23 protein-coding genes and 2 pseudogenes are annotated in these 23,171 nt (G+C 41.6%); 13 read left to right on the top strand and 12 right to left on the bottom strand.

Annotated elements, in window-relative coordinates:
* Window positions 1-13: 13 nt before the first annotated feature.
* The 4 genes and pseudogenes from HMPREF9141_RS03860 to HMPREF9141_RS13960 all read right to left on the bottom strand — a co-directional run.
* Complete coding sequence (locus HMPREF9141_RS03860) at window positions 14-2,107, bottom strand: McrB family protein (RefSeq protein ID WP_040554225.1); 2,094 nt, start codon at window positions 2,105-2,107, stop codon at window positions 14-16.
* The gene (locus HMPREF9141_RS03855) at window positions 2,091-3,302 is read right to left on the bottom strand and encodes a DNA cytosine methyltransferase (RefSeq protein WP_040554223.1); all 1,212 of its coding nucleotides are present in this window, start codon (window positions 3,300-3,302) and stop codon (window positions 2,091-2,093) included. Before HMPREF9141_RS03855 ends, HMPREF9141_RS03860 begins: the two co-directional genes overlap by 17 nt.
* A 14-nt stretch (window positions 3,303-3,316) precedes the next feature.
* Window positions 3,317-3,526: a helix-turn-helix transcriptional regulator gene (locus HMPREF9141_RS03850; RefSeq protein ID WP_036877587.1), complete on the bottom strand. Its 210-nt coding sequence runs from the start codon at window positions 3,524-3,526 to the stop codon at window positions 3,317-3,319.
* A 253-nt stretch (window positions 3,527-3,779) separates the two neighbouring features.
* A pseudogene (locus HMPREF9141_RS13960) lies at window positions 3,780-4,037 on the bottom strand (hypothetical protein); the annotation flags it as partial.
* 339 nt (window positions 4,038-4,376) lie between these two features.
* Between HMPREF9141_RS13960 and HMPREF9141_RS03840 the strand changes: the two are divergent.
* From HMPREF9141_RS03840 to HMPREF9141_RS12695, 8 genes are all read left to right on the top strand, one after another.
* Window positions 4,377-4,571, top strand: coding sequence for a helix-turn-helix transcriptional regulator (locus HMPREF9141_RS03840; protein ID WP_004351958.1), 195 nt, complete (start codon window positions 4,377-4,379; stop codon window positions 4,569-4,571).
* 203 nt (window positions 4,572-4,774) lie between these two features.
* Entirely contained in the window at window positions 4,775-5,791 is a 1,017-nt protein-coding gene (locus HMPREF9141_RS03835; RefSeq protein WP_004351949.1) for a sensor histidine kinase, read from the top strand.
* Window positions 5,788-6,537 (top strand): LytR/AlgR family response regulator transcription factor, encoded by a 750-nt coding sequence (locus tag HMPREF9141_RS03830; protein ID WP_007367173.1) that lies wholly within the window; start codon window positions 5,788-5,790, stop codon window positions 6,535-6,537. Before HMPREF9141_RS03835 ends, HMPREF9141_RS03830 begins: the two co-directional genes overlap by 4 nt.
* An 11-nt stretch (window positions 6,538-6,548) precedes the next feature.
* Window positions 6,549-6,899 (top strand): hypothetical protein, encoded by a 351-nt coding sequence (locus tag HMPREF9141_RS03825; RefSeq protein WP_004351919.1) that lies wholly within the window; start codon window positions 6,549-6,551, stop codon window positions 6,897-6,899.
* 161 nt (window positions 6,900-7,060) lie between these two features.
* A complete protein-coding gene (locus HMPREF9141_RS03820) occupies window positions 7,061-8,680 on the top strand; it encodes a hypothetical protein (RefSeq protein WP_004351965.1) in 1,620 nt (539 codons plus the stop codon).
* 5 nt (window positions 8,681-8,685) lie between these two features.
* The gene (locus HMPREF9141_RS03815) at window positions 8,686-9,243 is read left to right on the top strand and encodes a hypothetical protein (RefSeq protein WP_023925222.1); all 558 of its coding nucleotides are present in this window, start codon (window positions 8,686-8,688) and stop codon (window positions 9,241-9,243) included.
* A gap of 214 nt (window positions 9,244-9,457) precedes the next feature.
* The gene (gene xerA / locus HMPREF9141_RS03810; RefSeq protein WP_007367171.1) at window positions 9,458-10,450 is read left to right on the top strand and encodes a site-specific tyrosine recombinase/integron integrase; all 993 of its coding nucleotides are present in this window, start codon (window positions 9,458-9,460) and stop codon (window positions 10,448-10,450) included.
* Window positions 10,451-10,533: 83 nt separating this feature from the next.
* Window positions 10,534-11,739, top strand: coding sequence for a restriction endonuclease subunit S (locus tag HMPREF9141_RS12695; RefSeq protein ID WP_007367170.1), 1,206 nt, complete (start codon window positions 10,534-10,536; stop codon window positions 11,737-11,739).
* On the opposite strand, the gene HMPREF9141_RS03800 is transcribed toward HMPREF9141_RS12695, so the two are convergent.
* From HMPREF9141_RS03800 to HMPREF9141_RS03770, 7 genes are all read right to left on the bottom strand, one after another.
* The gene (locus tag HMPREF9141_RS03800; RefSeq protein WP_006950436.1) at window positions 11,707-12,126 is read right to left on the bottom strand and encodes a plasmid mobilization protein; all 420 of its coding nucleotides are present in this window, start codon (window positions 12,124-12,126) and stop codon (window positions 11,707-11,709) included. The two genes, HMPREF9141_RS12695 and HMPREF9141_RS03800, sit on opposite strands and share 33 nt — an antisense overlap.
* Window positions 12,127-12,327: 201 nt before the next feature.
* Window positions 12,328-12,963, bottom strand: a complete 636-nt coding sequence (locus HMPREF9141_RS03795; protein ID WP_006950437.1) for a DUF3408 domain-containing protein — start codon at window positions 12,961-12,963, stop codon at window positions 12,328-12,330.
* Window positions 12,951-13,265 (bottom strand): helix-turn-helix domain-containing protein, encoded by a 315-nt coding sequence (locus HMPREF9141_RS03790; RefSeq protein ID WP_004352047.1) that lies wholly within the window; start codon window positions 13,263-13,265, stop codon window positions 12,951-12,953. Before HMPREF9141_RS03790 ends, HMPREF9141_RS03795 begins: the two co-directional genes overlap by 13 nt.
* A gap of 3 nt (window positions 13,266-13,268) precedes the next feature.
* Window positions 13,269-13,538: a helix-turn-helix domain-containing protein gene (locus tag HMPREF9141_RS03785; RefSeq protein ID WP_004351902.1), complete on the bottom strand. Its 270-nt coding sequence runs from the start codon at window positions 13,536-13,538 to the stop codon at window positions 13,269-13,271.
* Window positions 13,539-14,197: 659 nt separating this feature from the next.
* Window positions 14,198-14,683, bottom strand: coding sequence for a DUF1896 domain-containing protein (locus HMPREF9141_RS03780; protein WP_019208443.1), 486 nt, complete (start codon window positions 14,681-14,683; stop codon window positions 14,198-14,200).
* A 54-nt stretch (window positions 14,684-14,737) separates the two neighbouring features.
* Window positions 14,738-16,021 carry a site-specific integrase gene (locus HMPREF9141_RS03775; RefSeq protein ID WP_004351954.1) on the bottom strand — a complete coding sequence of 428 codons (1,284 nt, stop codon included), beginning with the start codon at window positions 16,019-16,021 and terminating at the stop codon, window positions 14,738-14,740.
* 12 nt (window positions 16,022-16,033) lie between these two features.
* Window positions 16,034-17,287: a site-specific integrase gene (locus tag HMPREF9141_RS03770; protein WP_004352001.1), complete on the bottom strand. Its 1,254-nt coding sequence runs from the start codon at window positions 17,285-17,287 to the stop codon at window positions 16,034-16,036.
* 324 nt (window positions 17,288-17,611) lie between these two features.
* Between HMPREF9141_RS03770 and HMPREF9141_RS03765 the strand changes: the two genes are divergently transcribed.
* The 4 genes from HMPREF9141_RS03765 (at window position 17,612) to HMPREF9141_RS03750 (ending at window position 22,424) form a co-directional block, all read left to right on the top strand.
* The gene (locus HMPREF9141_RS03765) at window positions 17,612-18,427 is read left to right on the top strand and encodes a hypothetical protein (RefSeq protein ID WP_040554206.1); all 816 of its coding nucleotides are present in this window, start codon (window positions 17,612-17,614) and stop codon (window positions 18,425-18,427) included.
* Window positions 18,387-18,854, top strand: coding sequence for a hypothetical protein (locus HMPREF9141_RS03760; RefSeq protein WP_244972438.1), 468 nt, complete (start codon window positions 18,387-18,389; stop codon window positions 18,852-18,854). The genes HMPREF9141_RS03765 and HMPREF9141_RS03760 overlap by 41 nt, the downstream gene beginning before the upstream one ends.
* Before the next feature lie 179 nt (window positions 18,855-19,033).
* Window positions 19,034-21,142 carry a TonB-dependent receptor plug domain-containing protein gene (locus HMPREF9141_RS03755; RefSeq protein ID WP_040554205.1) on the top strand — a complete coding sequence of 703 codons (2,109 nt, stop codon included), beginning with the start codon at window positions 19,034-19,036 and terminating at the stop codon, window positions 21,140-21,142.
* Between the two features lie 91 nt (window positions 21,143-21,233).
* Window positions 21,234-22,424, top strand: coding sequence for a DUF4374 domain-containing protein (locus HMPREF9141_RS03750; RefSeq protein WP_257009552.1), 1,191 nt, complete (start codon window positions 21,234-21,236; stop codon window positions 22,422-22,424).
* Between the two features lie 191 nt (window positions 22,425-22,615).
* On the opposite strand, the gene HMPREF9141_RS03745 is transcribed toward HMPREF9141_RS03750, so the two are convergent.
* Entirely contained in the window at window positions 22,616-22,942 is a 327-nt protein-coding gene (locus tag HMPREF9141_RS03745; protein ID WP_007367165.1) for a hypothetical protein, read from the bottom strand.
* A 27-nt stretch (window positions 22,943-22,969) separates the two neighbouring features.
* On the opposite strand from HMPREF9141_RS03745, the pseudogene HMPREF9141_RS13675 reads away from it, so the two are divergent.
* Window positions 22,970-23,171, top strand: a pseudogene (locus HMPREF9141_RS13675) (hypothetical protein); the annotation flags it as partial.

Here is a 23,171-nt window from a genome sequence, read left to right as displayed (position 1 = left end):
TGAGGGAGCGTGTTTAGTTTACTTTTTCAACCTTTAAATTCCATTCAGCAGGAATAGCAGAAATCAAATTGTCTATAATAACTTTTCCGCCCCATCCGTTCGTAGATACATAAATTTTTTCTCCATTGCAATCTATTATTTCCACTCTCGGTTCTATATCCGTCCTTAGTTCGTATTCAGCTTGAGTTTCGATAAAGTGAGACACAAATGTTCCAAGGGATTTCCAATTATTAACAACTTCAGTTGCGGTCAATGCAGGGTGACTCGCTATGTACTGCTTCACTAATGTTGCAGCTGCCATTCTCTTAGCCACCGGTATACCTCCATTTATGGAATATTTTGTATAATCCTTTGATGGATTGGAGTCATCATCTTGATTATCCTCAATGCCTGTTTCATTTGTTGTATCAGAAACAAGTTCTATGCCAAGCGTTTCCAGCATTTGTATAAGCTTCGTTTGCCCCTCTGCACCGTATAATTCCGAAAAAGACACCTCTCCCGTTTCGCTTGTCATGAAAATATCGCCCTCACCATCTTTGCACACATCGTTCCAAAGATAGAAAAGCACTTTGTTCAGCAGCATTTTTTCTGTAATAATGCTATCGTGAGGATTCACAAAATAGTCGCCCAGCATCTTGTCTTCGCTGTGCGTTGTGTCAAAAATCCTCTTATTGATTTCTTCTTGGAACGATACCCAAGAATACTCCTTGCTACCAACTACGATTTTCCATTTTTTGTTCTTATATTTGATGGGTTCATACTCCCAATCCCATCTGCGCTTGAAGGCACTATCAATGGGGAATAAACTCTGGTCGCTGGTGTTCATCGTTGCTAGGATGAAGAGGTTTGCAGGTAGGTGCAGTTCACCATCTTTAATTCCGTCGTTCTCAGTCCCCAATGTCTCTTTCAAATAAGCCTTGAGATCGGTGTCTGCCTTGATAGTGTAGCTCGACTCGCCTTCAGCATTTCTGTCCAGTAGTTGAAACAAATCACCGAATATCTGTGCGCAATTACCACGGTTTATTTCCTCTATTATCAAAAAAACATCCTCATCCGTTTGGTAAGCACGCACATAAGCATTGAGGAAAACCTGTGGCACAAAATGATAGCCTATTGTCTTATCAACGATAGGTTCATTCTTCTTTGCTTGTGCCAGATCATCGTCCTCGTAGTATTTGGTCTTTACCCCTGCATCTGTGTAGCGGTATTGTTTCTCCATAGCAGGCTTGTAAGCCCCCACAAAAGTAGCGTAATCGCTATCAGGGTGGAAAGTAGTGCGGAAGATGTTTTCTTTTGGCACATCGTTGCTTTCCAAATACTCTTTTATTTTATACGACTTACCTGTACCTGGTGCACCATAGTAAATTACCTGGTGGGGAAGGCTATTGCTGTGATATGATACCTTCATTATACTAGAAGGGAATAGTTCTGCTATATCTTCATCTGTTAGTAGAGATGGTGATGTTGAAAAAGGACTCTTAATCAGCTTTTCTATTTCTTGATGATAATTCTCTGTGTCAGGCATTAATAAGTCTATCATTTCAGAAGAAACTATTTGTTTTAGCGTGTTTTGTAAGCGAGCAAAAACAGAACTTTCTTGAAGAATAGCAACATCTCTATTTATCCAAATAACTAAAGCAGCTTTAACCTTATCCGTTTCTAAATAAGAATTTATGTTCTGATAGAGCCCTGAATCTTTTATCAAAATTCCATCACGAATGCGAAACAAAGGAGAATTACCCCGTTTTGGATAATCAAAACGATTTGTTGGATTAATTAAAGAGGCTTTTACCTGCCCTGCTGAATAAAAATTACTCCCTACATTATAATCGCCATTGTGATATTTGAGTGGATAATAAAAATTAGGAGTATAGAATTTTTCCCGGACAGAACAAATCTGTCCAACAAAGCTCTCAAAAAGTTCTTTATCGTTTTTTTCTCTTGAACTGCACTCGCTAATTCCTTTTTTATTGCAGAACATATCTAATGCAATAAAGTATCTTATTGCACTAACTTTTTGTGTAGCCCCTTGTAAATTGGGGTCAGGAGAAATTGATGATAATACTCTATACGCATTGAGTATATCCTGCTTATTTATGTAATCCATAATTGCTTATAGTTTTTATTAAAGCCGATGCTATAACCCATCCTAAAACAGGTGGCACTGCATTTCCAATTACCTTGTAGCGAGATTGTAATGGAATAGAATCAAAATGATAATTATCAGGGAAAGATTGAATTCTTGCAATTTCGCGCACAGTGTACCTCCGATTTTCTATTGGATGAGTAATTCCACAATTCTCTGGCTGAGCTGATGCTGTTATCGTCCCATTTATTTCGCCCAATGCAAAACGCCTATAGAACTTTGGAGCATGATATTTTTTGGGGTTGTCATAAATTCGTTTAAACCTTGGAGGTAATTTTTCGTAAGGAATGTCCTTCCACGATTTCCCCTCTGTAGAAATTTGGGGTATCTCTGTTATATGGAATGGTTTTGCAAAGAAAGACAGATATTCTTTACCAGTTTTGCAAGGACCAATCATATCAACCATATACTGTGTTGCAGCAGTATACTCCCAATACTCTGACCCGCTTACGCCATTGAGATTCTGGAGTACACTTCCAACTAAAAGATTTTCATAATTGCCGTGGCAGAAAGATGGAATATTATGGTCTACAACAATATTAGCCATTTCGGCAAAATCAAATGTGGGTAAATTACGCTCTGTTCCGATTATTAGAACTCTGTAACGTGATTGGGGAACACCATAATCTTTTGCACAGACCAAATGAATTGCAACATTATATCCCATATTCTCCATTCTGTTTTTAATTTCTTGTGGAACGGTTACACCCGAAGGCATTTTTGAAGATAAGATGCCACGCACATTCTCAAATACAAAAGCTTTGGGTCGTTTCCCTATCTGAATTTTTGACTTCAATATTCGTTCACATTCTTCAAATAATGTACCTCGACCATTGTCATCATGAATTCCTTTTCTATTTCCAGCATTTGAGAATGGTTGGCAAGGGAAGCCTGCCAAAAGAATATCGTAATCGGGAATTTCTTCAACATTAACCGAACGAATATCCCTTAAAAGGCATTTTGCGTGATTATTTTTGGCCAATAAAGAATTAGAATTATAGCAGGTTGCTGCATCTGTATCAAAATCATTTGCAAATACAATTTCAGTAGGTAATTCCGGATAAGATTTCCCCATAAAATCGAATCCTCCTATAAATCCCAAATCTAATCCTCCACAACCAGAGAATAATGACGCTATCTTTATTTTATTTTTCATCTTTAACGAGCCTATTATTTATAAGGTTCTACCAAATCTTCAAGTGTAACGTCTAAAATCTTGGCGATATTGATAAACTGTGCAACAGAGGGTTGCATCTTGTTTGTAGACCATCTTGACACAGTCATTTCCGTAACGCCTAATTGTGCAGCCAACCACCGATTGGTGATGTTTTTCTCTGCCATGACAACGCGTAGTCGATTTGGATAATTGTTCATGCTCATATTTAGCACATCATGTTATACTTAATTCGTGCAAAGATAAACATTTATCTTTAATTATCTACTTGATTGTCAGAATTATCTCTGAACAAAAACATTTAATATAGTTTATGAGGTTTTTTATAGTTTAATTTACTACCTTTGCACATATTACTTCGTGTGTTCTTTGAGGTGTTGCAGAATAAAGAAGGAGAAAGAAACTCGCTCGTTTCCAACTCGTAACCCTTTTATCCTTTATTCTTTCTTACTCTATTGATTATCTGAAAGATACAGATTTATTGAATCTTTTGCGGGCATAATCGGTTGCAATAAGCATCTTTGCCCTTTCCTCGCTCTCACTCAGTGGTGCTCGTCCCAAAAGCGTGGCATCGCCACTCTTGGCAAACTCCATCAGTTTGCCGATAAAAACCTCCTGTTCGGGTGTCGGTGGTATGTTATGCAGTATCTCATTCTTCTCCGGTCTGTCAATACCGATGTCCTTGGCTGTACGAAAATCGCAAATCTCCGCATAAAAGTAGTACCTGTGAATGTAATCGGCTGATTACTAATAGAAAACAGAATATATGATATAATAAGGTGAACGATTAAGAAACGAGCGAGTTTCTTTTCCTTTCTTTATTCTGCAATGCTTCAAAGAACACGTTAATTCTATGTTGCAAAGATAATGATTTCTTTATGAAAAGCAGTAGGAATTAGAGAAAAAGTGCTTGTTGTTCCATTCTTTTTACTTTTCAAATAATTACAAAAGGATAGATATACAAAATAAATCTATAAATATATCGTAAAACAAGCGGTTTGATGAAATATAATTGTTATCTTTGCATTTGATAATTGTAAATCAAAGACTTGGAAGATGAAACTGAACAGAATAAAACTTGTGCTTGTGGAAAAAGAAATTTCCCAAACGCAATTGGCAAAGGAACTTGGCAAGAGTTTCAGTACAATCAATGCGTATTGCAGCAATCGCAAACAACCCTCTTTAGACTTGCTGAATAAAATAGCGGAATATCTATCCGTGAATATCAAGGACTTAATTGTCGATAAATAAGAAGTAGGTATGGAAGATAAAATATTAAAGTCTGTTTCCTGCGAGGACGTCAGGGTGAAATTCCAACTCTCATGTATCTTATGGGTATGAATCAAGTATGTTTCCTTTAAAGGTCTAAAAACGAAGTATGTCAGTACCTTCCTGCACTTATTTAATCATAAAATTGAGTGTTTTGACAATTCGTTATAAATTTAGAGCAAAAAATGAAAACAAAACATCAGATTAAACAATGGTTGCTAATCACTATCATAACATTTTTTCTTTATGATGTGATATGGCTTGCTGGAGATTATGATGATTTTTCACGGAGTGTTTTAAACCATTCAAGTGAAATTATTGAAGATTTTGTTTATTGCTCATTATTCTCCTTGACAAGCATTTTTATATGTAATCAGCTTATTAAACTGTCTGAGAAACGTCAGCATATAACAAATAAGCAATTAACAGGAATTGCATGGTGCGTGATTTTTATAAATATAATTCTTGCTTTTATTTGTGAGTTTATTTATGAGGGCGTAATTTGTAGCAATGTCCCTGATAATGATTTTTGGGGAAACTCTTATATCTTTGCCTTAATTGCATCTCTCATAGGATTGATCAACGTGAATCATTACTATACAAAGATCGTTGAAAGTCACTATAATGAATATATATCGTTTAAGAAGAAATCTCTCAAAGCTCAGTTAGATCCACATTTTCTATTCAACAGCCTAAGTGTCTTGGCTGAGTTGACAAGAGAAAACGGGGCTAAGGCTGAAGAATTTACGCTTCGTCTTGCAAATGTGTACAGACATGTATTAAAAACAATTGACATGGATATAGTTCCGTTGTCAGAAGCAATGCTTTTTGCAAAGAATTATACCGGGATATTGCATGTGCGGTTCGGAGAGTCAGTTGTATTCCGTATTGCTGATTTCCCTATAAATAGTAATGAGTATATGTTGCCAATGAGCATACAAGTCCTTGTGGAAAATGCGATTAAACATAATTTGGCTTCCCGTGAAAGCCCATTGATTATATGTATAGATCGCAAGGATAATAAAATTTTAGTTTCAAACAATATTCAAACAAACAAAGACAATGTGACGAAACCTTCCTTTTCCTTAGGTATGGGATTGCAAAATTTGCAACAAAGATACATCATCGAGACAGGGACAGGTATTGATATTAGGGAGAGCAACACAGAATTTACAGTATACGTTCCAATTATTGAAAAATGAACAAGATTGTTATTATAGAAGATGAGACATTAAGTGCCAATCGCCTCATTAGATTGATAAAGGATTACGATGATTCCATTACTATCCTTGGTCCATTCCAAACAACTGATGAGGTCAAGAACTTTCTTACAAGTGACCACGATTATGATTTAATCATATCAGACATAAGGCTTGGTGCACATACTGTATTTGAAGCCTTTGAGTTGAACATGCCAACCTCCTTCGTCATTTTTACAACTGCATATGATGAATATGCAATGAATGCTATCAAATCAAATGGCATAGATTATTTGCTTAAACCTGTGAATAGTAAAGATCTGTTCAACTCTTTGGATAAAATCAATATGCTATTACATAAAGCTACTCCACCTACCGCACTGTCTGCAGTGGCACGGGATATGCAAATATGGCGCTCACGCTTTTTGGTTACCAAGGGTGACGAGTTAGTCCCATTGAAAGCTGACGAAATCAGTTGCATTTATAGTGGAGAACGTCAAGTAGTGGCTTATACACATGATGGTGAAGTCTATGTCATGAACGACGGTCTGTCAGATTTAGAAACAACCCTCAATCCTGACATATATTTTCGTATTAATCGACAATATATCGCCAACATCAATTACTTAGAAAAGATTTCATTCTTTTTCAGCTCTAAACTTCATGTTAGGATCAAGGGATGCAGCGATAATAATATAATAATCAGCAAAACCAGAGCCAGCAAATTCAAGCAATGGCTTAACAAATAAACTCATGCCTTATGGGAAAAGTAAAGAAAACTTCTTTGTGTTTTTATGCTTTTGGTTCATTGATAGTTTTACTATTAATGTCATCATGCAACACTTTTAAAGAAATAGTAAAGGAGGAGGTCGTGGAATCAATCACTGACCCCAAAACAGGTACCCCTGTTTTCACGCGAGAGTATGACACGAAACCTTATCAAATTAATGTTGGAGAAATCATAAGGGCCAGGAAAGAACAAAAGAAGAAAAAGAAAAGGGAATTAATTGAGAATTACGAGATAGAACAGACCGATAGTGCGCAACAAATAAAAGCGGATTCAACAAGCAAGTGCAAAATTACGGAATCTGCTCAAAAAATCGATCCATAGTAGCAAAACTTGCCAATTATTAGAAAGTAGATAAAAAGTTTGAACGCGATTTCTTCCGTTTCACCGTCATTTATTTCCGTTTCATGACATTTCGACTTGCAGAATACTATATATAATTTACTTTTGGGACACTAATCGTTTAATCCTAAATAAAACTCAACATGAAAAAATTAGTATTTCTTATGTTGACTGCAAGTCTCATTACAGCTTGTTCGTCAGAAGACCTTAGTCCAGGTGCTGAAACAGCACAGACCACTAACCAATCTGCGACTTCGTCAGTTTCAGTTTCGAACGAGGGTTACTTGGTGTTTCCCACAGTCCAGAGTCTACAAAATTTCGTGGAGCAATATTCGGAAGACGGCGCAGGAGCCTCTGCGTGTCAAAAATTTCTCCCTAACACAAGAGCAATTGGTGGGGCTCATTTTGAATCTGTAGCAGATTTGAGTGAACGTCTTGCTAATGGTCGCCATATAACACGCGCGAACTCTGAAGCTAGTATTGATCAAAAAGTCAACAGCATATCCAATGAGGACCTAAAAGGACTGGATGAGTTGGAAGAGATGACCCAAGACGAATATAATGTTATGAAGGCAGAGAATCTGCTCTTTGATGATATTATGACACACATGGTTGACACAACTCTTCGTGTATGCGTGGAAGGTAGACTTTATAAAATCACAGATCAGGGGACATTCTCCATTGATGTCAAGAAAGAGAAGCTGCTTGATGAATCTATCAGAACATTTAATCCTGAACTTAAGCTTAAAGTAAATCCAGGAGCTTCTGTCGCTCTTGATGAGAATGTTACTTTCACAAGAACATTCTCTGATAAAAGTATTCAATATTCTGAATTTGAGGCTGTAGACGAACCAATAACAGCAACTCTAACTCGAGCAGCATCTAATGACACATATACAGAGAATGCTTTTCACGTGGGTTATAATACGAACTCATATTTATGGAAGAATCATAGCGTGGTACAAAAGTTTTTCGATTGGCTCAGGGGCAAGGATGTGTCTCGCGAAAACAACTTCTCTAAAAAACATCGTGTTCAGATGAAAGTGTTTGATGTGAACTATGGATTTTATGCTAGTGCTGGTATAAAAGTAAATATGCAGAAAAGGAAAAAGTTCTTAGGCATCCCATATTGGAAAGGTGAAAAAGCTTCCAAGATCGTAATTGGATTTAATGGTTTAGATGGAGTTATGAAATACAACAATCCAAGAAACTATTCCACCATTAACCCTACAATGAATACGAATTGGAATACTTTCACGGGTGCAATAAATAATATTCAGTCAAAATTCTTCTATGGTAACTATCATAAATTGAAGTTCATAAAAGATTGGACAGACGATATAATATGCCTGATTCCCGAAATTAAGATTGGAGATAAAGATTGGCGTGAGAAGGTAGGCAACAAACTTTATGAAGCACCAGCGAAGGCCGTCTATTCTCAATTAAAATCATTGGAGAATAAGTATATCTATTCTCCAGTAAAGAAAAGAATTACACCAACAGATCCTATGATGGCTTACTTAGTATGGGGTAATACCAATATTGAGTTTAATAAGGAACATCCGTATATTACAGGAGTGAAAGAATACACTAATTGTAAATCAAAATCGGTAATCTTTGATAGATCATTCGGATTTTCGTTTACTAATGCTGGAGGCATTACAGGTTTCCTTCCTTCCGAGTTTGACATTAATAAACTGGATGTGTTTGGTGCCGCTTATTATGACAATCAATGGCGTGGAGTACGTTTCTATAAATATTAAGAATTATGTTAAGATGTATTGTCTTTTCAATCATGATAATGGTATCTTTTGCGTGTAACGCGCAAGAGATACCTGTCAAATGTCTTGAAACTGAATTTGGCTTTGGTATTACTTTGCCTCTTGACCAGTATCATGGTGGGGATAAATTAGTTGGACCATCATTAGCAGTGAATCTTCGATACAACATCAAGAACACACCTTGGGATTGTGGCTTTCTACTGCAGACGGATGGAGCACGGCGTGATTTCTGGCATGATAGGAATAGCGATAAATGGCAGACTAACAGAACTATGATTTTGGCCGCTACGGGTGGTTACAATTTTCGACAGGGGCAAAAAGTAAATCCTTTCATCAATGTCGCCTTAGGTGTTGGTTTTAATCAAACCGTGGGAGATGAGTTCATGGATATAAATGCAACATCCCCTGTAATAATGCCTAAAATTGGTGTGGAATTATGGCATATAATTAGAGTTAACACACATGTCATGGTAACACGTAAAGGATTTAACACCTATGGCTTAACCCTTGGATTAGTCTTGGGTGGACGACCTAATAAGAACTAAATGTAAGAACTGTTGTTATAAAGATAGAGGGTAAGTAAAAACAGCAATACTACTTATCCTCTATCCATCTTTTATCTGTATTAAACAGAAAATAAATTGTAACTTAACGTGAGTTCGACAAAATCAGATGTTTTAATCCGTCGAACTCACGTTAAATTATGATTTACTTCTTTGTCTTTTCGCTCAAATTTTGTATAATGCGACTAAAAATCCTATGAAAGAAGAAGTAAAAACGAGAATAGTAACTGCAATGGCTCAAAATTTGACTCCAGAACAATTACTATTTCTTAATACAGTATTGAATGACAACTTTAAGAACGTAGAAATCAAACCATTAGGCGATGAAGTGTCGCAAAGAAATAAGGCTAATAATGAATTGCTTAATGCTTTTATTGCTGCCAAGAAGATAGAAGGCTGTTCTGATAAAACTTTGCATTATTATCGCAGTTCAATAGAAGCCCTGCTTGCAAAGTTGAACAAAAAGATAGACGTGATAGTTACAAACGACATTCGCAATTACCTCTCTGATTATCAAGAAGAAAGACTTTCAAGCCGTGTTACCATCGATAACCTTCGGCGTATCTTTTCCAGCTTCTTTGCATGGTTGGAAGATGAAGACTATATTGGTAAGAGCCCTGTGCGAAGAATACACAAGGTTAGAACGGAAAGCCTTGTAAAGGAAGTGCTGAGTGATGAAAATATGGAAGTATTGCGTGATACCTGCCACGAGATACGCGACCTTGCGATGATTGATTTATTGGCTTCTACGGGTATGCGTGTAGGTGAATTAGCAAAGATGAACCGAGAAGATATAGATTTTCAGGAACGGCAATGCGTGGTCTTTGGCAAGGGCAATAAAGAACGAGAGGTATATTTTAATGCTCGCACCAAAATCCACCTTAAACGCTACTTGGAAAGCCGTAAAGACAATAACCCTGCACTTTTTGTATCATTATCTTCACCACATAATCGCCTAACAATAAGTGGTGTAGAAGTGCGATTACGGCAATTAGGGCGAAAAGCTGGCATTAGCAAAGTGCACCCACATAAGTTCAGGCGCACATTGGCAACGATGGCTATTGATAAGGGAATGCCGATAGAACAAGTGCAGAAGCTATTAGGACACGTAAAGATTGATACTACTTTACATTATGCTATGGTCAATCAAACCAATGTCAAGATTGCACATCGCAAGTTTATAGGCTGATAATAGCCACTTTATCTTATGAAAATTCTTAATTATGAGCTTCATTCTGTATCTTTGCATCGTAAACAAAAGAATGAAGTAAAATGAAGCTATCACAAATTGCCGAATATGTAGAAGATAAAATAAGTAGTAGTCAAATTACATTAGAAGAATATGTTACTACTGATTCTATCTTACAAAACAAGCAAGGAAAAGCAGTAGCAACAAACCTTCCGCCAACTGTATGTCCGCTAACGCATTACCTAAAAGGCGATGTGTTGGTAGCCAATATTCGCCCCTATTTGAAAAAAGTTTGGTATGCAAATATAAATGGAGGAGCTTCGGCAGATGTCTTGGTCTTTCGTGCAAAACAAGGCAATGATAGTACATTCCTTTATGCCTTACTGTTACAAGATAGTTTTTTTGCATATGCAATGAAAGGAGCTAAAGGCAGTAAAATGCCTCGTGGAGATAAAGATCAGATTATGAGATATGAATTGCCGACATTCACTTTGCATGAGCAAAAGAATATCGGCAAGTTGATTATAGATATTACTAATAAATTAAGCCTTAATCGTGCGGTAAATCATAATTTAGAGGCGATGGCAAAGCAACTCTACGACTACTGGTTTGTGCAATTTGACTTTCCCGATGAGAATGGGAAGCCGTACAAAAGTAGCGGTGGTAAGATGGGGTGGAATGAGAAGTTGAAGAGAGAGATACCACAAGGGTGGAAAGATTGTAAAATCAAAGACTTTATGAGAATCTTCACTGGTAAGAAAGATGTGTCCAAAGCTGTTCCTGGAAATTATAAATTCTTTTCTTGTGCGCCGGAGGCTATTACTTCTAACGAATACATTTATGACGGGTATGCAGTGTTGGTTTCAGGAAATGGGAGTTATACAGGACGAGTAGGTTTTTATAGAGGTAAATTCGATTTATATCAAAGGACATATGCTTGCGTTTTAGATGAAGAGGTGCGTAACGTATCATTCTTCTATTATACTTTAAGATACTTATTTCAACCTATATATAGCGGTGGTAAACATGGCTCTTCTATTCCATATATTGTCTTAGGTGATTTGGCTGATTTCCGTTTTGCCTTTAATGAAACGATTTGTAAGAAATTTGTAGATACAGTAACGCCTATGTTCGATGAACAACTATTGAGGCTACAAGAAATCGAAAAATTGACTAAGCAGCGCGACGAACTTCTCCCCCTTCTGATGAACGGACAAGTAAAAGTCGGTGTCGAGCGTTCTCGACTAAATTATGATTTACCCAACAATCATGGAATACTCCTCTGTTAGTTTTATCGCTTGCACTTGCAGTTTAATGATTGCTTCAGAATAAGTTTCGATTTTGCGGAGCATTCTTTGGGCGGTAGCTGTTGAGTGGTAGCAGTTAAGTGTCTTGACTGCTTCATTATAGAGAACACCAATCTTATAAATTTGGGATATTATGTTAGTGAGTTCACGCATGTATTTCTCATTAGAAGAATTCTCTGTGATAACCTTGAAAGATTCTCCAAGTAATCTTGCCCTTAGATAATCGCTCTTTGTTTTTGCTCCAGACTTTCGATATAATTCGATGACTTTTTGCTGGTCTTTGGGATTAGGTATTCTGATATGCCATCTGTTCCATTTGGGGCAGGTGGTGCATTTGCCATCAGGCTTGTTTGTTTTCTTTCTTTTCATTGTTTCTATGTTTTCTAATCACGACTTTGGAGTGATTTAATCCCCTTTCGGGGCAAGGGTCTTTGTGGGACAAATGGCAATTTGTGGTACAAAGACACACCTTGCCAATATCAAGAAAGAGGTTGATAAGCCCCAGCTGTGTTACTGCATTCTGTGAATGCGGTAACTCGGCAGGGGTTTGCATTCGAGGAATGCAGTGGTTCAGAGTTTCCGCCATCTTTCCACATCCTCCTTGTATTGGTCGAGGTGTTCCCGAAGCACTTGTTCCACGTATCCTGAAACGCTCGCTCCCTGCTCACCGATTTTCCGCACCACGAAGTCCAATCTTCGTTGGGTTTCCTCTGACACATACACAGCTTTGCGATGGCTGTTGCGAAAGGGGCGGAGGTATTTCCCTTGAAACCGGGCTAAGTCCTCTCTGTCCTTGCCTTTCGTCTTGCTCTTACCCACTTGACGAGAAACTTCTTCCGTGCCCGTTTTAATTTTCTCTGAGCTGATTATTTTTTCCTCCGAAGCATCTTCATCATCTGAAGGGTCAAACATCGCAGTGCGCCGTGAAGGAATCCCGGTAGTTCCGTCCTCTGCCATCCGTTTCAGTGCTTCTTCCAATATTCTTTCTCGCTTCTCTTCCGCTGTCAATGGCTCTTCGGACAAAGCCTCTTCTTCATCATCTTCATCCATTTTTATAGGCTCAAATCTATTCTTCTCCTCTTCATAATCGGAGGGCTGGTCAAAATCGGGCAACTTTTCGGGCTTGCGGAGCTTAACGCCATAATTTCCCATATCTCTAATGGCTTGTTCCAAGCGCTGTTTCCTTTGTTCATCTATTCTTGCCATAATTTCTTGGGTATCGGGTTATAGTGTTTTTCAAGCATGGCTTGTATGTCGCTCTGCTTGTAGAGTATCTTCCCTCCGATTTTGTAGAAAGGAAGCGTTCCTGAGTTTCTGTACTCTTGGAGCGTACGTGTGCTGAGCTGTAATTGGCTGCAAACCTCTTCACCAGTGAGGTAAACCTCTCCACCCAACATCGGACGGGCAGTGGCGCAATAACGCTCCAGTTTCTTTAAGATGCCCTCCATCAGTTGTGCAAACATCTGCATCTGAGGGTCTTGCTGTGTAATGATTTCGTTCTCTGCCATTGTTTATTCATTTTTTGAGTTCAGTATCTCCATGATGTCACTCTCCTTGTAATAGCACTTATGTCCAATCATTGAATAAGGAATTTTACCCGTATCTCTGTATGATTGTAGGGTACGCTTGCTGATGCCCAAACGCTTGCACACGGCTTCGTTGTCGAGCCATTGCTCGGTCTCAGGAGGATTACCGATGAGTTTCTCCACACGATGGATAAAGTCTGCAAATTCGGAGCGATGTCGCTCCCACGCTTTGCGGTCGATGATAATGAGTTTCATTGCCTTAATTTTGTTTTGATTACTTTATTGTTACTCAGCAAACAAACTGTTATGCAGTCCATTGCCGTACTTCTCGGGTGCAAAAGTAAACCCTCGGAAGCACCGCTGCAAGAAATGAGGATAAGCAGGGAAATAGAAAGAAAGCAATAGAAAAACAAAGGAAATCCGTCTGTGTTATTGCGGTAATGAGATGAGGTGCCGGTTCGTTCCTTTTATTATTTTGTTGTTTTATCGATAATTCGATAGTTCGACAAATCGAGATGTCGAAGTGTCGATAGATAGTTTTATCGATAGATTATTTTGACGATATATAGTTTTGACAACAGATAGTCATGACAACAAATTGTACAAACAATAGATTGTCCGTATTATCGTCAGTCCTATCTGTTGTTAGTTGTTACGCCTTGCGTCCAAAGAGCCTGAGTATGCCGTATTCTTGTCGTGCCTATACTCTCTACGGCAGCCCAGCCCTGCAAGGTTGGGAGAGATGAATACGACCGCATGGATATAGAAAATGGCAATACCACCTTGAAACAGAAAAATCCTACGGTGGAGATTCTTCTCTCCATCCGCAGGACTCGACCTTGCAGGGCAGACAGGCTGCCGTTGTACCTTTGCACGATAAGAAACGGCATCAGGAACTTTGCGTGCGCCTTTGCCTACAACGCCTTCGGGCTTGCCTCCTCCGTCTGTTTGACCGTTGGCAGGTTGTTGCTCTCGATGAGCAGCACTATCGTGCCTGTCAGTTCGGTGTAAAGACGGTCGTATTGTCCGCTTGCGGCAAATGCGTCCGTCAGTTCATACTTGGCGAATGTGGCTTGAACAGCCTTGTCCGCCAACAATAAAAGCGAAAGCCTCTCGGGGAGCGGTGTAGGAAGTTCCCTCTCAAACTCGTCCTCCAAGACAGAAACAAGGGTATCGTACTTTGAGAAATGCAGTCCACTGAAAAGCACTTCACTTGCTATTCTTTCTGCTTCTAAATGATTAAAACCTTGCGCCACGGCATCGCAGTAGGCTGTCAGTGCCATGTCGGCTCTTGCCGTGATAAGCTCCTTGTCTCCCAATCGCTCGGGGTGATGTTCACTCATATAGCTTTCCAACTTCAATCGGAAGTAGGAAATTTCCTTTTTGTTCTTCTGTTTCATTGTTCTTCTTGTTAAAAAGTTGGACTTCTTTTTTTGAATCATTCATTACGGCTGTTACATCCCAATTATGGGACTTGACTTTTTCGGTGTTCTTGACGGACACAGCCGTAAGGCTTTACGCAGTACCCTTGTATGCTCACTACCCATCAGGGGTTGCATTTCCTTGGCAATCTTGCTCTTGGTCACCCGTGCATAAATCTCGGTCGTGGAGATAAAGCGATGCCCCAGCATCTTGCTCACCGTTTCTATCGGAAGTCCGTTCTCCAGACAGATGGTCGTGGCAAAGGTGTGCCGTGCGGTGTGCGAGGTCGCTTGGGTATGCGGTGGCAGTCCTGCCTTAATACATATCTCCTGAATAGTTCTATTGAAATTACTGTTGCTGGGAAACTCTCGAAAGAAAAGCCCCTCCCTTCGTCCGGGGCTCACTATGGCGAGTATTTTCTCGGCAATGGGCAGTAACGGGACAATACTTCTGTTCTGTGTCTTTGTGCGACAGAGCGATATGTACCTACGCCCATCCCCGAATGTATAAACATCGTCCATTCGGAGTTTCTTTAAGTCTGAGAATGCCAGCCCCGTGAAACAGCCCAAGAGGAAAATAAGTCTGCAATGGTTGTCCACTGAGCGGTGCGGACGGTAAGCCAAGAGTTTTTGCAGGTCGTCCGCCGTAAGTGCATTGCGCTCGTAGGTAGGCGTTTCTATGTCTATGAGTTCAAAAGGGTCTTCACGAACGTATCGCTCCTGCAATGCCTTGCGAATGACCTGATGCAAGTGGCGTAGGCGGTTGCCGACACTGCTTTCCTTGTTTCCCAAGTCCCGAAGCATGAAAAGGCGATAGTCCTCAAGCAAAGTCTTGTCCACCTCTGTGGGCATACAGTCTGCCCTGTCCCTTACTTGCAGGAAATGAACAAAACTCTTGTAGCTGTCCTTAAAAGCCCTGACGGTTGCCTTGCTTAAGGTTCTGCCCTGCAATTCCTCCTTGTATTCACAAACGGATTGATATAGCTCCGCAAGTGTTGGCATAGGGCGACTTTGCTGCATATAACGCTCCTTGAGGTATTCCGCCGTGATATAGTTTTCTTCCCTTAGTGTACGTTCATAGAGTGAATGCAAGCACTCTTCGATTGAGTTCAGTTGCAGATTGATGCCGCTTGAATTACCTGCTGTCGCCTTGATGCGCCCTTTTCGGGCAAGCCACTCATCGGGGGAAGTTTGCAACTGCGTGGAAAACGATGAGGACGTACCATTGCAGGTGATACGGCAACGGATTACGCATACTCCGTGTTCATTGGTCTTGCTTCTGTCCGTGTAGAATAGTATGGAAAATGTACTTTTCATTGTGCTGCGGTTTTAGTTGGTCAGTTGATAATGTGCGAGTTGTGGAAGTATTTTCTCTATGTCCAGAAAGACACGCTCGGGAGAAGTCTCCGCATACACTTGCGTGGTTTTGATTTGACTGTGTCCGAGCATTTTGGAAACGCTCTCAATGGACACGCCCTTCGACAGTGTCATCTGCGATGCGAAGGTATGCCGTGCCATGTGATAGGTCAGCGTTTTCTGAATACCGCAAAGCCGTGCTATCTTTTTGAGGTGTATGTTTACCGTGTCGCATCCGGGTATGGGCAGCAGATACCCCTTGGGCGGTTCGTGTCGGAAAGCCCTCGTGTGAATGCCCCGATAACGCTTGATAATGGCAGCGGCTTCGGGAAGTAGGGGGATGTGGCACACGTTGCCCGTCTTTATTCTCGGCTTGCGTATCCAAGTCATTCCCGCTTCGTGAAAGATGTGCTGCTCCGTCAAGTGATACACGTCGGTATAGGAAAGTCCCGTCAGGCAGGAGAAAAGGAACATATCCCTCGACACTTTTTCATAGCCTTGCAATTTATCTTCTCCCAAGGCTGCGATACGACTTACCTCCTCCCTCGTGATGTAACGTGGAGTACCCACTTCCCAACGAATGGAATGGTTGATGAAAGGATAGGTGTCAATGATATGCCGTTTATGCAGGTCTTTGAGCAAGGAAGCCAGCATGGAGAGATAACCAGCCGAAGTGTTGAGCTTGAAGCCCTTTTCTTTGGCGAAGTAGTCTTCCAAGTCCTTGACAAGGGCGGCATCGGCTTTCTGTACGGGAATATCCTCCACATGGTAGCGATACCTGACGAAGTTTGCCAGATGCTTGCGAAAGAGCAACAGGCATTTTAGTCTGCGTTCGCTGCGGTCTATGCCCACACGCTCACGGAAGCGGTCGATATACTCGTCCGTATGATAAAGCAGTCCCTGCGCCTCGCTGTTTAGCCCGAACACCAATTCCCGTACTCGCTCTGCCGTGATGGGAGCATCGGATTTACCCGAAAGAGACTCATAAACCTTGTGTATGCTCACTTGTAGGCGGTCAAGTTCCTTGTTTACCGATACGGCTTCGGCACTCTTGCCCAGCAGTCGGTTCTTGCGACTATCCCACAAACGAGGAGTACACGAGCATTTGCAACTGAACTGTACCATAGAGCGTCCTGCGCTGATGCGTCCCATGATGGGACTTTTTCCGTTTTTGTCCTGCGTACCTCTCTTGAGGTAGAAAAGCAGCTTGAATTTTTCTTTTTCCATTGTTTTTTACTTGCAAAATTACACTTCTTTGAGGAACTTTGAGCGATGCAAAACATTGATAATGAAAGAGAAAACACCGTTTTAGTTACCACTTTCAGCCGTCCTTTTCCTTTCATCGTTTGTCGAACGATTTGGTAACTGAACTCCCTCCTTTTCGCTCCCTTTTCTGCCTGTTTTCTATGATGCAACCCTAAGAAGAAACAAGCAATATCCGCTGTATTTCAGTCAGATATGAATTTTATGCCATATTCTGCTTTCTACTCCCATACTTCCGCATAGAAGTAGCGCAATTCGTTTGAATTTTACTCCAACAAGGAAGAAATAATGAAAAAAATATATTCTTTGTTATTACTTATAATATTTACATCTTGTTCGGTATCGCCTAATTCTACTCCCAACAGCAGAAAAGGTGATATCGTGCAAGATGCGGATATTACAATGATTGATAGCTCTTTTAATATTAAATACTATTCTGGTGGTAAACGTTATTTAGAGGATTATATTACTGTCGGTAATGGAAGAATAGTGTTTAGTAAACGTTGGTCATGTTTGATTAGCATAAGTGTACAAAATATTGTAGAAGGGCAGGATACAATAGAACGGGTATATCACTTTGACGATGAAACGCATAGATTATCGCATTCCTTTACAAAAATTCAAAATAAGCTCCATGGAATGGCAGTATATTATACAGATTCAGGAGAAGTGGAAAAACTTGTATATTATGATGAGGAGGGAGAACCGACTGAGTTAGACAAAAAAGTTTCTGTATCATTAATCAAAAAGGCTTGTCAGGAAACTATATATAACAATATTGATTCATTGAAAATTGTAGGAATAAATAAAAAATCTTTTAACAAAGTTTCTATAGCTTACTACAAACGAAAGGAAAAAGGCATTTTGTTTATAGGAACATTATGCTTTGTTATAGGTCGGAAAGGAACTTTGGAAGCTATCTTCACACAATGTAGTAGGCGTGGCTCCCATTTTTTAAAATGTGGAGAGGGTTATTATTTTGATTCTGTAAATCATTATTTGCAGTCAATCAAGAAATACGAAAATAATATGCAATATGGGAAAATCTTGTATCTTGATAAAGATGGGATTATTGAAAAAATTAGCTATATACACAACAAGTAATGGCTTCACCTACGATGCTTTGGGCAACGTGGTGACGAAGCAGACAGCCAACCTCAAAAAGGAGGGCAAGACCATCAATTACGAGTACGATTACGGTCGTCTGACAGCAATCAACTATCCTGACCATCCGGAAAATAACGTGAAGTACCATTACGGTGGTATCAACTCTTCTTACAACCGTATCGGCAGATTGATGCTTCGTGAGGACGGCAGTGGTGCTATCGAGTATTACTACGGTAAAATGGGTGAGGTCTTGAAGACGGTACGCACGCTGATTGTGCCTAATCAGGCTGTGGCAACCTACGTAACACAGTGGAAATATGACAGCCACAATCGCCTATTGGAAATGATTTACCCCGATGAGGAGAAAGTAACCCTTTCATTGCCGCAGCATCCCTTCTCACCTCTCTTCGCTTGTGCCGGATGACCGCAGAAGCCCTTGCTGCAAATGCTCGCTACAGCCACATTTACCTACTTTTAGGTATTGCCTACCTCCCCCCACTGTCGCTACCTTTGCGTCATCAAATCCATCAATCAAACAGTATGTACATACTCCACAACAGACTATCCCTACTTAGTCTCCTCCTCTTAGCATCGTTAGCCACGATGGCGCAGACAACAACCACCAACGCAGCTACAACCAAACGCGACTCGCTGAAACCACAAAAGCACATCGGTGACGAAACCATCCTCCTACAAGGAATTACCGTCATGGGACGTAACGAAGCGCGCCAGTTGCGCGAAAGCGGCATGCCCGTATCAGTGATGACATCGAAAGAGTTGCAGGGTACCGCCTCATCTATGAACGATGTGTTGGCGCGCGTCGCAGGTGTCACCATTCGCAATACGGGCGGCGTCGGCAGCGCATCAAGGCTCTCTGTGCGCGGTTTGGAAGGAAAGCGCTTGGGCCTATTCGTCGATGAGACAGCGATGAATCAATTCAGCAATTTCATCACGCTCAACGATATACCTACCGATATGATTGCGCGCATCGAAATTTACAAAGGCATTGTTCCCTATAAGTTCGGCGGCAGCGCATTAGGCGGTGCAATCAATGTCGTGACGAAGGAATATCCGCCTATCTATTTCGATGCATCATACGAGATTGGCTCGTTTAACACTCACCGCCTCAACACCGTGTTCAAGCGCACGTATGCGCCGTCAGGGTTGCAATTCGGCATGGGCGGTTTCTTCACCTATTCGGCAAACAACTATTACATGACACTCCACAATTTGGGTGATTTGCGTGTGAGGCGCAACCATGATGCCTTTCGAAAGGGTGTTATCGCAGGGAGCATTAAAGCTACTAAGTGGTGGTTCGATGAGTTGAAAGCCGAACTTATCTACACCGCCACGCATCAGCAGTTGCAGGGCATCGACTTAGACGTGCGTGAGGCCTACACCCATTCGCAAGCTATCGCCACCTCACTCAAAGCCAAGCGTGAGACGTTTTTCATCGACGGACTGGCTTTCGATTTCGAAGCAGCCTTCGATATCGGAAACTACGGCGTCAGCGATTACGCAAAAACCGTATACGACTGGTTTGGCAACAGCCGCCCATCGCAATCGCCCCTCGGCGGCGAAACCAGCACGCATCCTTATGACGGACACAACAAGAATCTCGATGGCACCGGCAAGCTTAATCTCAACTACACCATCAATCGGCATCACTCCCTCAACCTTAATCTCTATGAAGCCTACACGAAGCTCAAGCCGCACGATGAATTAATGGACGCGGCCTATGGTTTCCGTACTCAATTCGACAGCTATATGAACAGTCTCACTGCTGGACTTTCCTACGACCTCCTCCTATTCCGCGATCGCTTTCAAAGCGCATTCACCCTCCGCAGCTATCACTATCATTCGTCCACCGAGCAACTCCCCTCCTTCTATGTACCAACACCCGAGCAAGTGCGCGTCACCAAACACTCCTTCGGATGGAACGAATCCATGCGTTATCGTCTCACCCCCGAACTCATGTTCAAAGCGTCGTATAGCGATGAAATGCGCATTCCCAGCGATGAGGAACTTGTCGGCAACGGCTATTCCATCCTGCCTTCCCCAACGCTCAAACCCGAGCATGTGCGATCCTGCAACCTCGGCACACTCTATCGGCGCACGCTGAAGACCGACGGCATCTTCGAAGCAGAGGTCAACGGCTTCTATACGCATCTCACCGACATGATTCGTTACACGCCGTCAATGGTTCCCACACTCGCGCAATACGTCAATGTCGGCGAAACCACCACTTACGGCATCGAAGGCGAAGTTAAGTGGGACGTGTTGCCGTGGCTCTATACCTACGTCAACGCCACTTATCAGAATTTGCGCGATACGCAACGCTTCACCGAAGGTTCAACCGTGCCCAACCCCACTTATCGTAAGCGCATCCCCAACATACCTTATCTTTTGGGCAACGCCGGTATCGAATGTCACCGCGAAAACCTCATTGGCAAGCGCAGCAATACTCGTTTCCTCATCGATGCTTCCTATGTGCACCAATACTTCTATGACTACGAGATGACCATTTACCAAGATCGCAAAATTCCAACAGCGATCACCTTCGACACGGCGCTCGAACACAGCATGATGAACCAAACACTCACGTTCAGTCTCAAAATCAAGAACGTGCTCAACCGTGAAGTGGTGAGCGAACTCAATCACCCGCTCCCGGGGCGTTATGTAGCCTTCAAAGTACGCTACTTACTGCATTGAGCCACTCCTACCCCATCGAACATTCACAATTTTATGTAATATAAAAACAAAACGTATGAACAAACATCTTTTATTCAGTGCTTTTGCACTCATGTGCTGCTTGACAGCGTGCGAAAAGAACGACGATCCAACACCGGCTCCGCAGCCATCGAGCATCGGCGGCACACTCGTCATGGCGACAACCGTTCTCAATCCCAGCGGAAACTCCGGCAGTTGTTATGTACAGACGCTAACCGACACCGCAGACGTTTCCATCGACAACAACCGCGCGATACCGGGCGGATTTGGCAATCCTTTCACTGTGCAAGGCAAGAATGTTTACATCTTTCCCGATTACATGGGACAGTCAAAAGCAGCGTTACAGCGCTTTGTCATCGACGCCAACCATCAGCTCGTGAAGGCTGGCGAAATGATGTTGCCGGCCGGTTCTGCAGCTTCGCAGGTCATCGAAGTAAACGATCACACAGCTTATGTTTCGTGCCAGAACTTAGGAAAAGTGCTCGTCTTCGACTTTAAACAGATGAAGCAAACCGGCGAAATCGATTTAAACAGTCTGTCGGGTGCAGGAGTACGCGTAGGTCCCTCGTGCATGATTGTGCGCGACGGGAAAGTATTCATCGCACTCTCACAATTCAATGCGCAATGGATGCCGGCTAAAAACAGCATCGAGTTTGCCATGGTGGATGCCCAGACCAATCGCCTCGAGAAGCACATCAAGAATGAATCACTCGGCTTGGCGTTCCCCACACGCCCCATCGACAGTGGAACGCTCTTTATGGATGAGAAAGGCGACATCTACTTCGCATGCATCGGCTCGTTTGGTTTGGTTCCCGGCATCAACGCCGGCTTTGCACGCATCAAAAAGGGCGAAACCGACATCGATCCCACCTATAGTATAAGGCTTGATCAGACCAACATCGAAGGGCTCAACATCAAGGCCGACAATGTGGCGAGCCTTAAGTATGCCGGCAATGGCATCGCTTACGGACATGTGAGCAGCAACGCGTTAGACCCATCGGCAACAGCCAACCCTTACAGCGCGAAGACATCCGTCGCAGTGGCCGTTGATCTCTATCACAAAACCATCACGGCCATCAAAGGAATCCCCGTATCAAGTCCCCACGGTCTCGCCGTCACGAAATACAACGATATCATCATTTTCGGTTGTTCGAGCGACAACGCCACAGGCTTCTTCTATTATGACACAAAGACGAAACGCGCCCGTGGTCCCGTCATCAAGACTGCCGGCAATCCCATGCACATCGAATATATCAAAGATTAAAATACGCCAATCGTCATGCTTCACGCCTGCAACAGCATGACCATACGATAACGTAAAAGCATCAAAATAAACGATGGTCTGCACCCACTGTGCAGGCCATCGTTTTTGGGCATAAGTGACAAAAAGAGACCTAAAATGGGTCTATTTTGCTCTTATATGACAAAAAGAGACCTAAAACATCTTGTATCCCTTTATCTACGAAGGGAATGATTCTTTAAAAAGTCTTGAATAATGACTTTTCTCCTTTCTTTGCTAATACCCTTATGTAGGTTTAATTTTGCTTTCAAAGTAGAGTTGAGTGCTTCCAATTCATTGTTTGTATTCGGCATTTGCAGCTCAGGGAAATCATAGAATGTCCACAACCACGGTGTATTTCTCTTTAAACTCAAATATGCGCTTCTTGCGTTCTTATGCACATAATGCATTTTCCCATCTGCTCCTTTTGCCCCTTCGTTTATGAAGTCCTTCCATTTCTCATGCCATGCAGTCAAAGCTCCTAAGTAGATGTTGAAAAACACTTTATATCATATTTTTTGCGTACCTTTGTGCGAACATATAAAAGAAGTACAACTATCGGAAAGATCAAGATTATAGAACTGACAGACAAAGAGCGTCTTCAGTTGGAGGAGGGCTTCCGCCGTGGCAAAAGCCATTCCTTCCGTATGCGTTGCCGTGCCATACTGTTGAAATCCAACGGTCTGAAATCAAAAGATGTCGGGATTCAGACAGAAATGACACACATATCGG

This window comes from Prevotella multiformis DSM 16608 (genome assembly GCF_000191065.1).
Lineage (GTDB): Bacteria > Bacteroidota > Bacteroidia > Bacteroidales > Bacteroidaceae > Prevotella > Prevotella multiformis.
The sequence above is the reverse complement of the archived record's forward strand: the minus strand, read 5'-3'. Positions and strand labels throughout refer to the sequence as shown.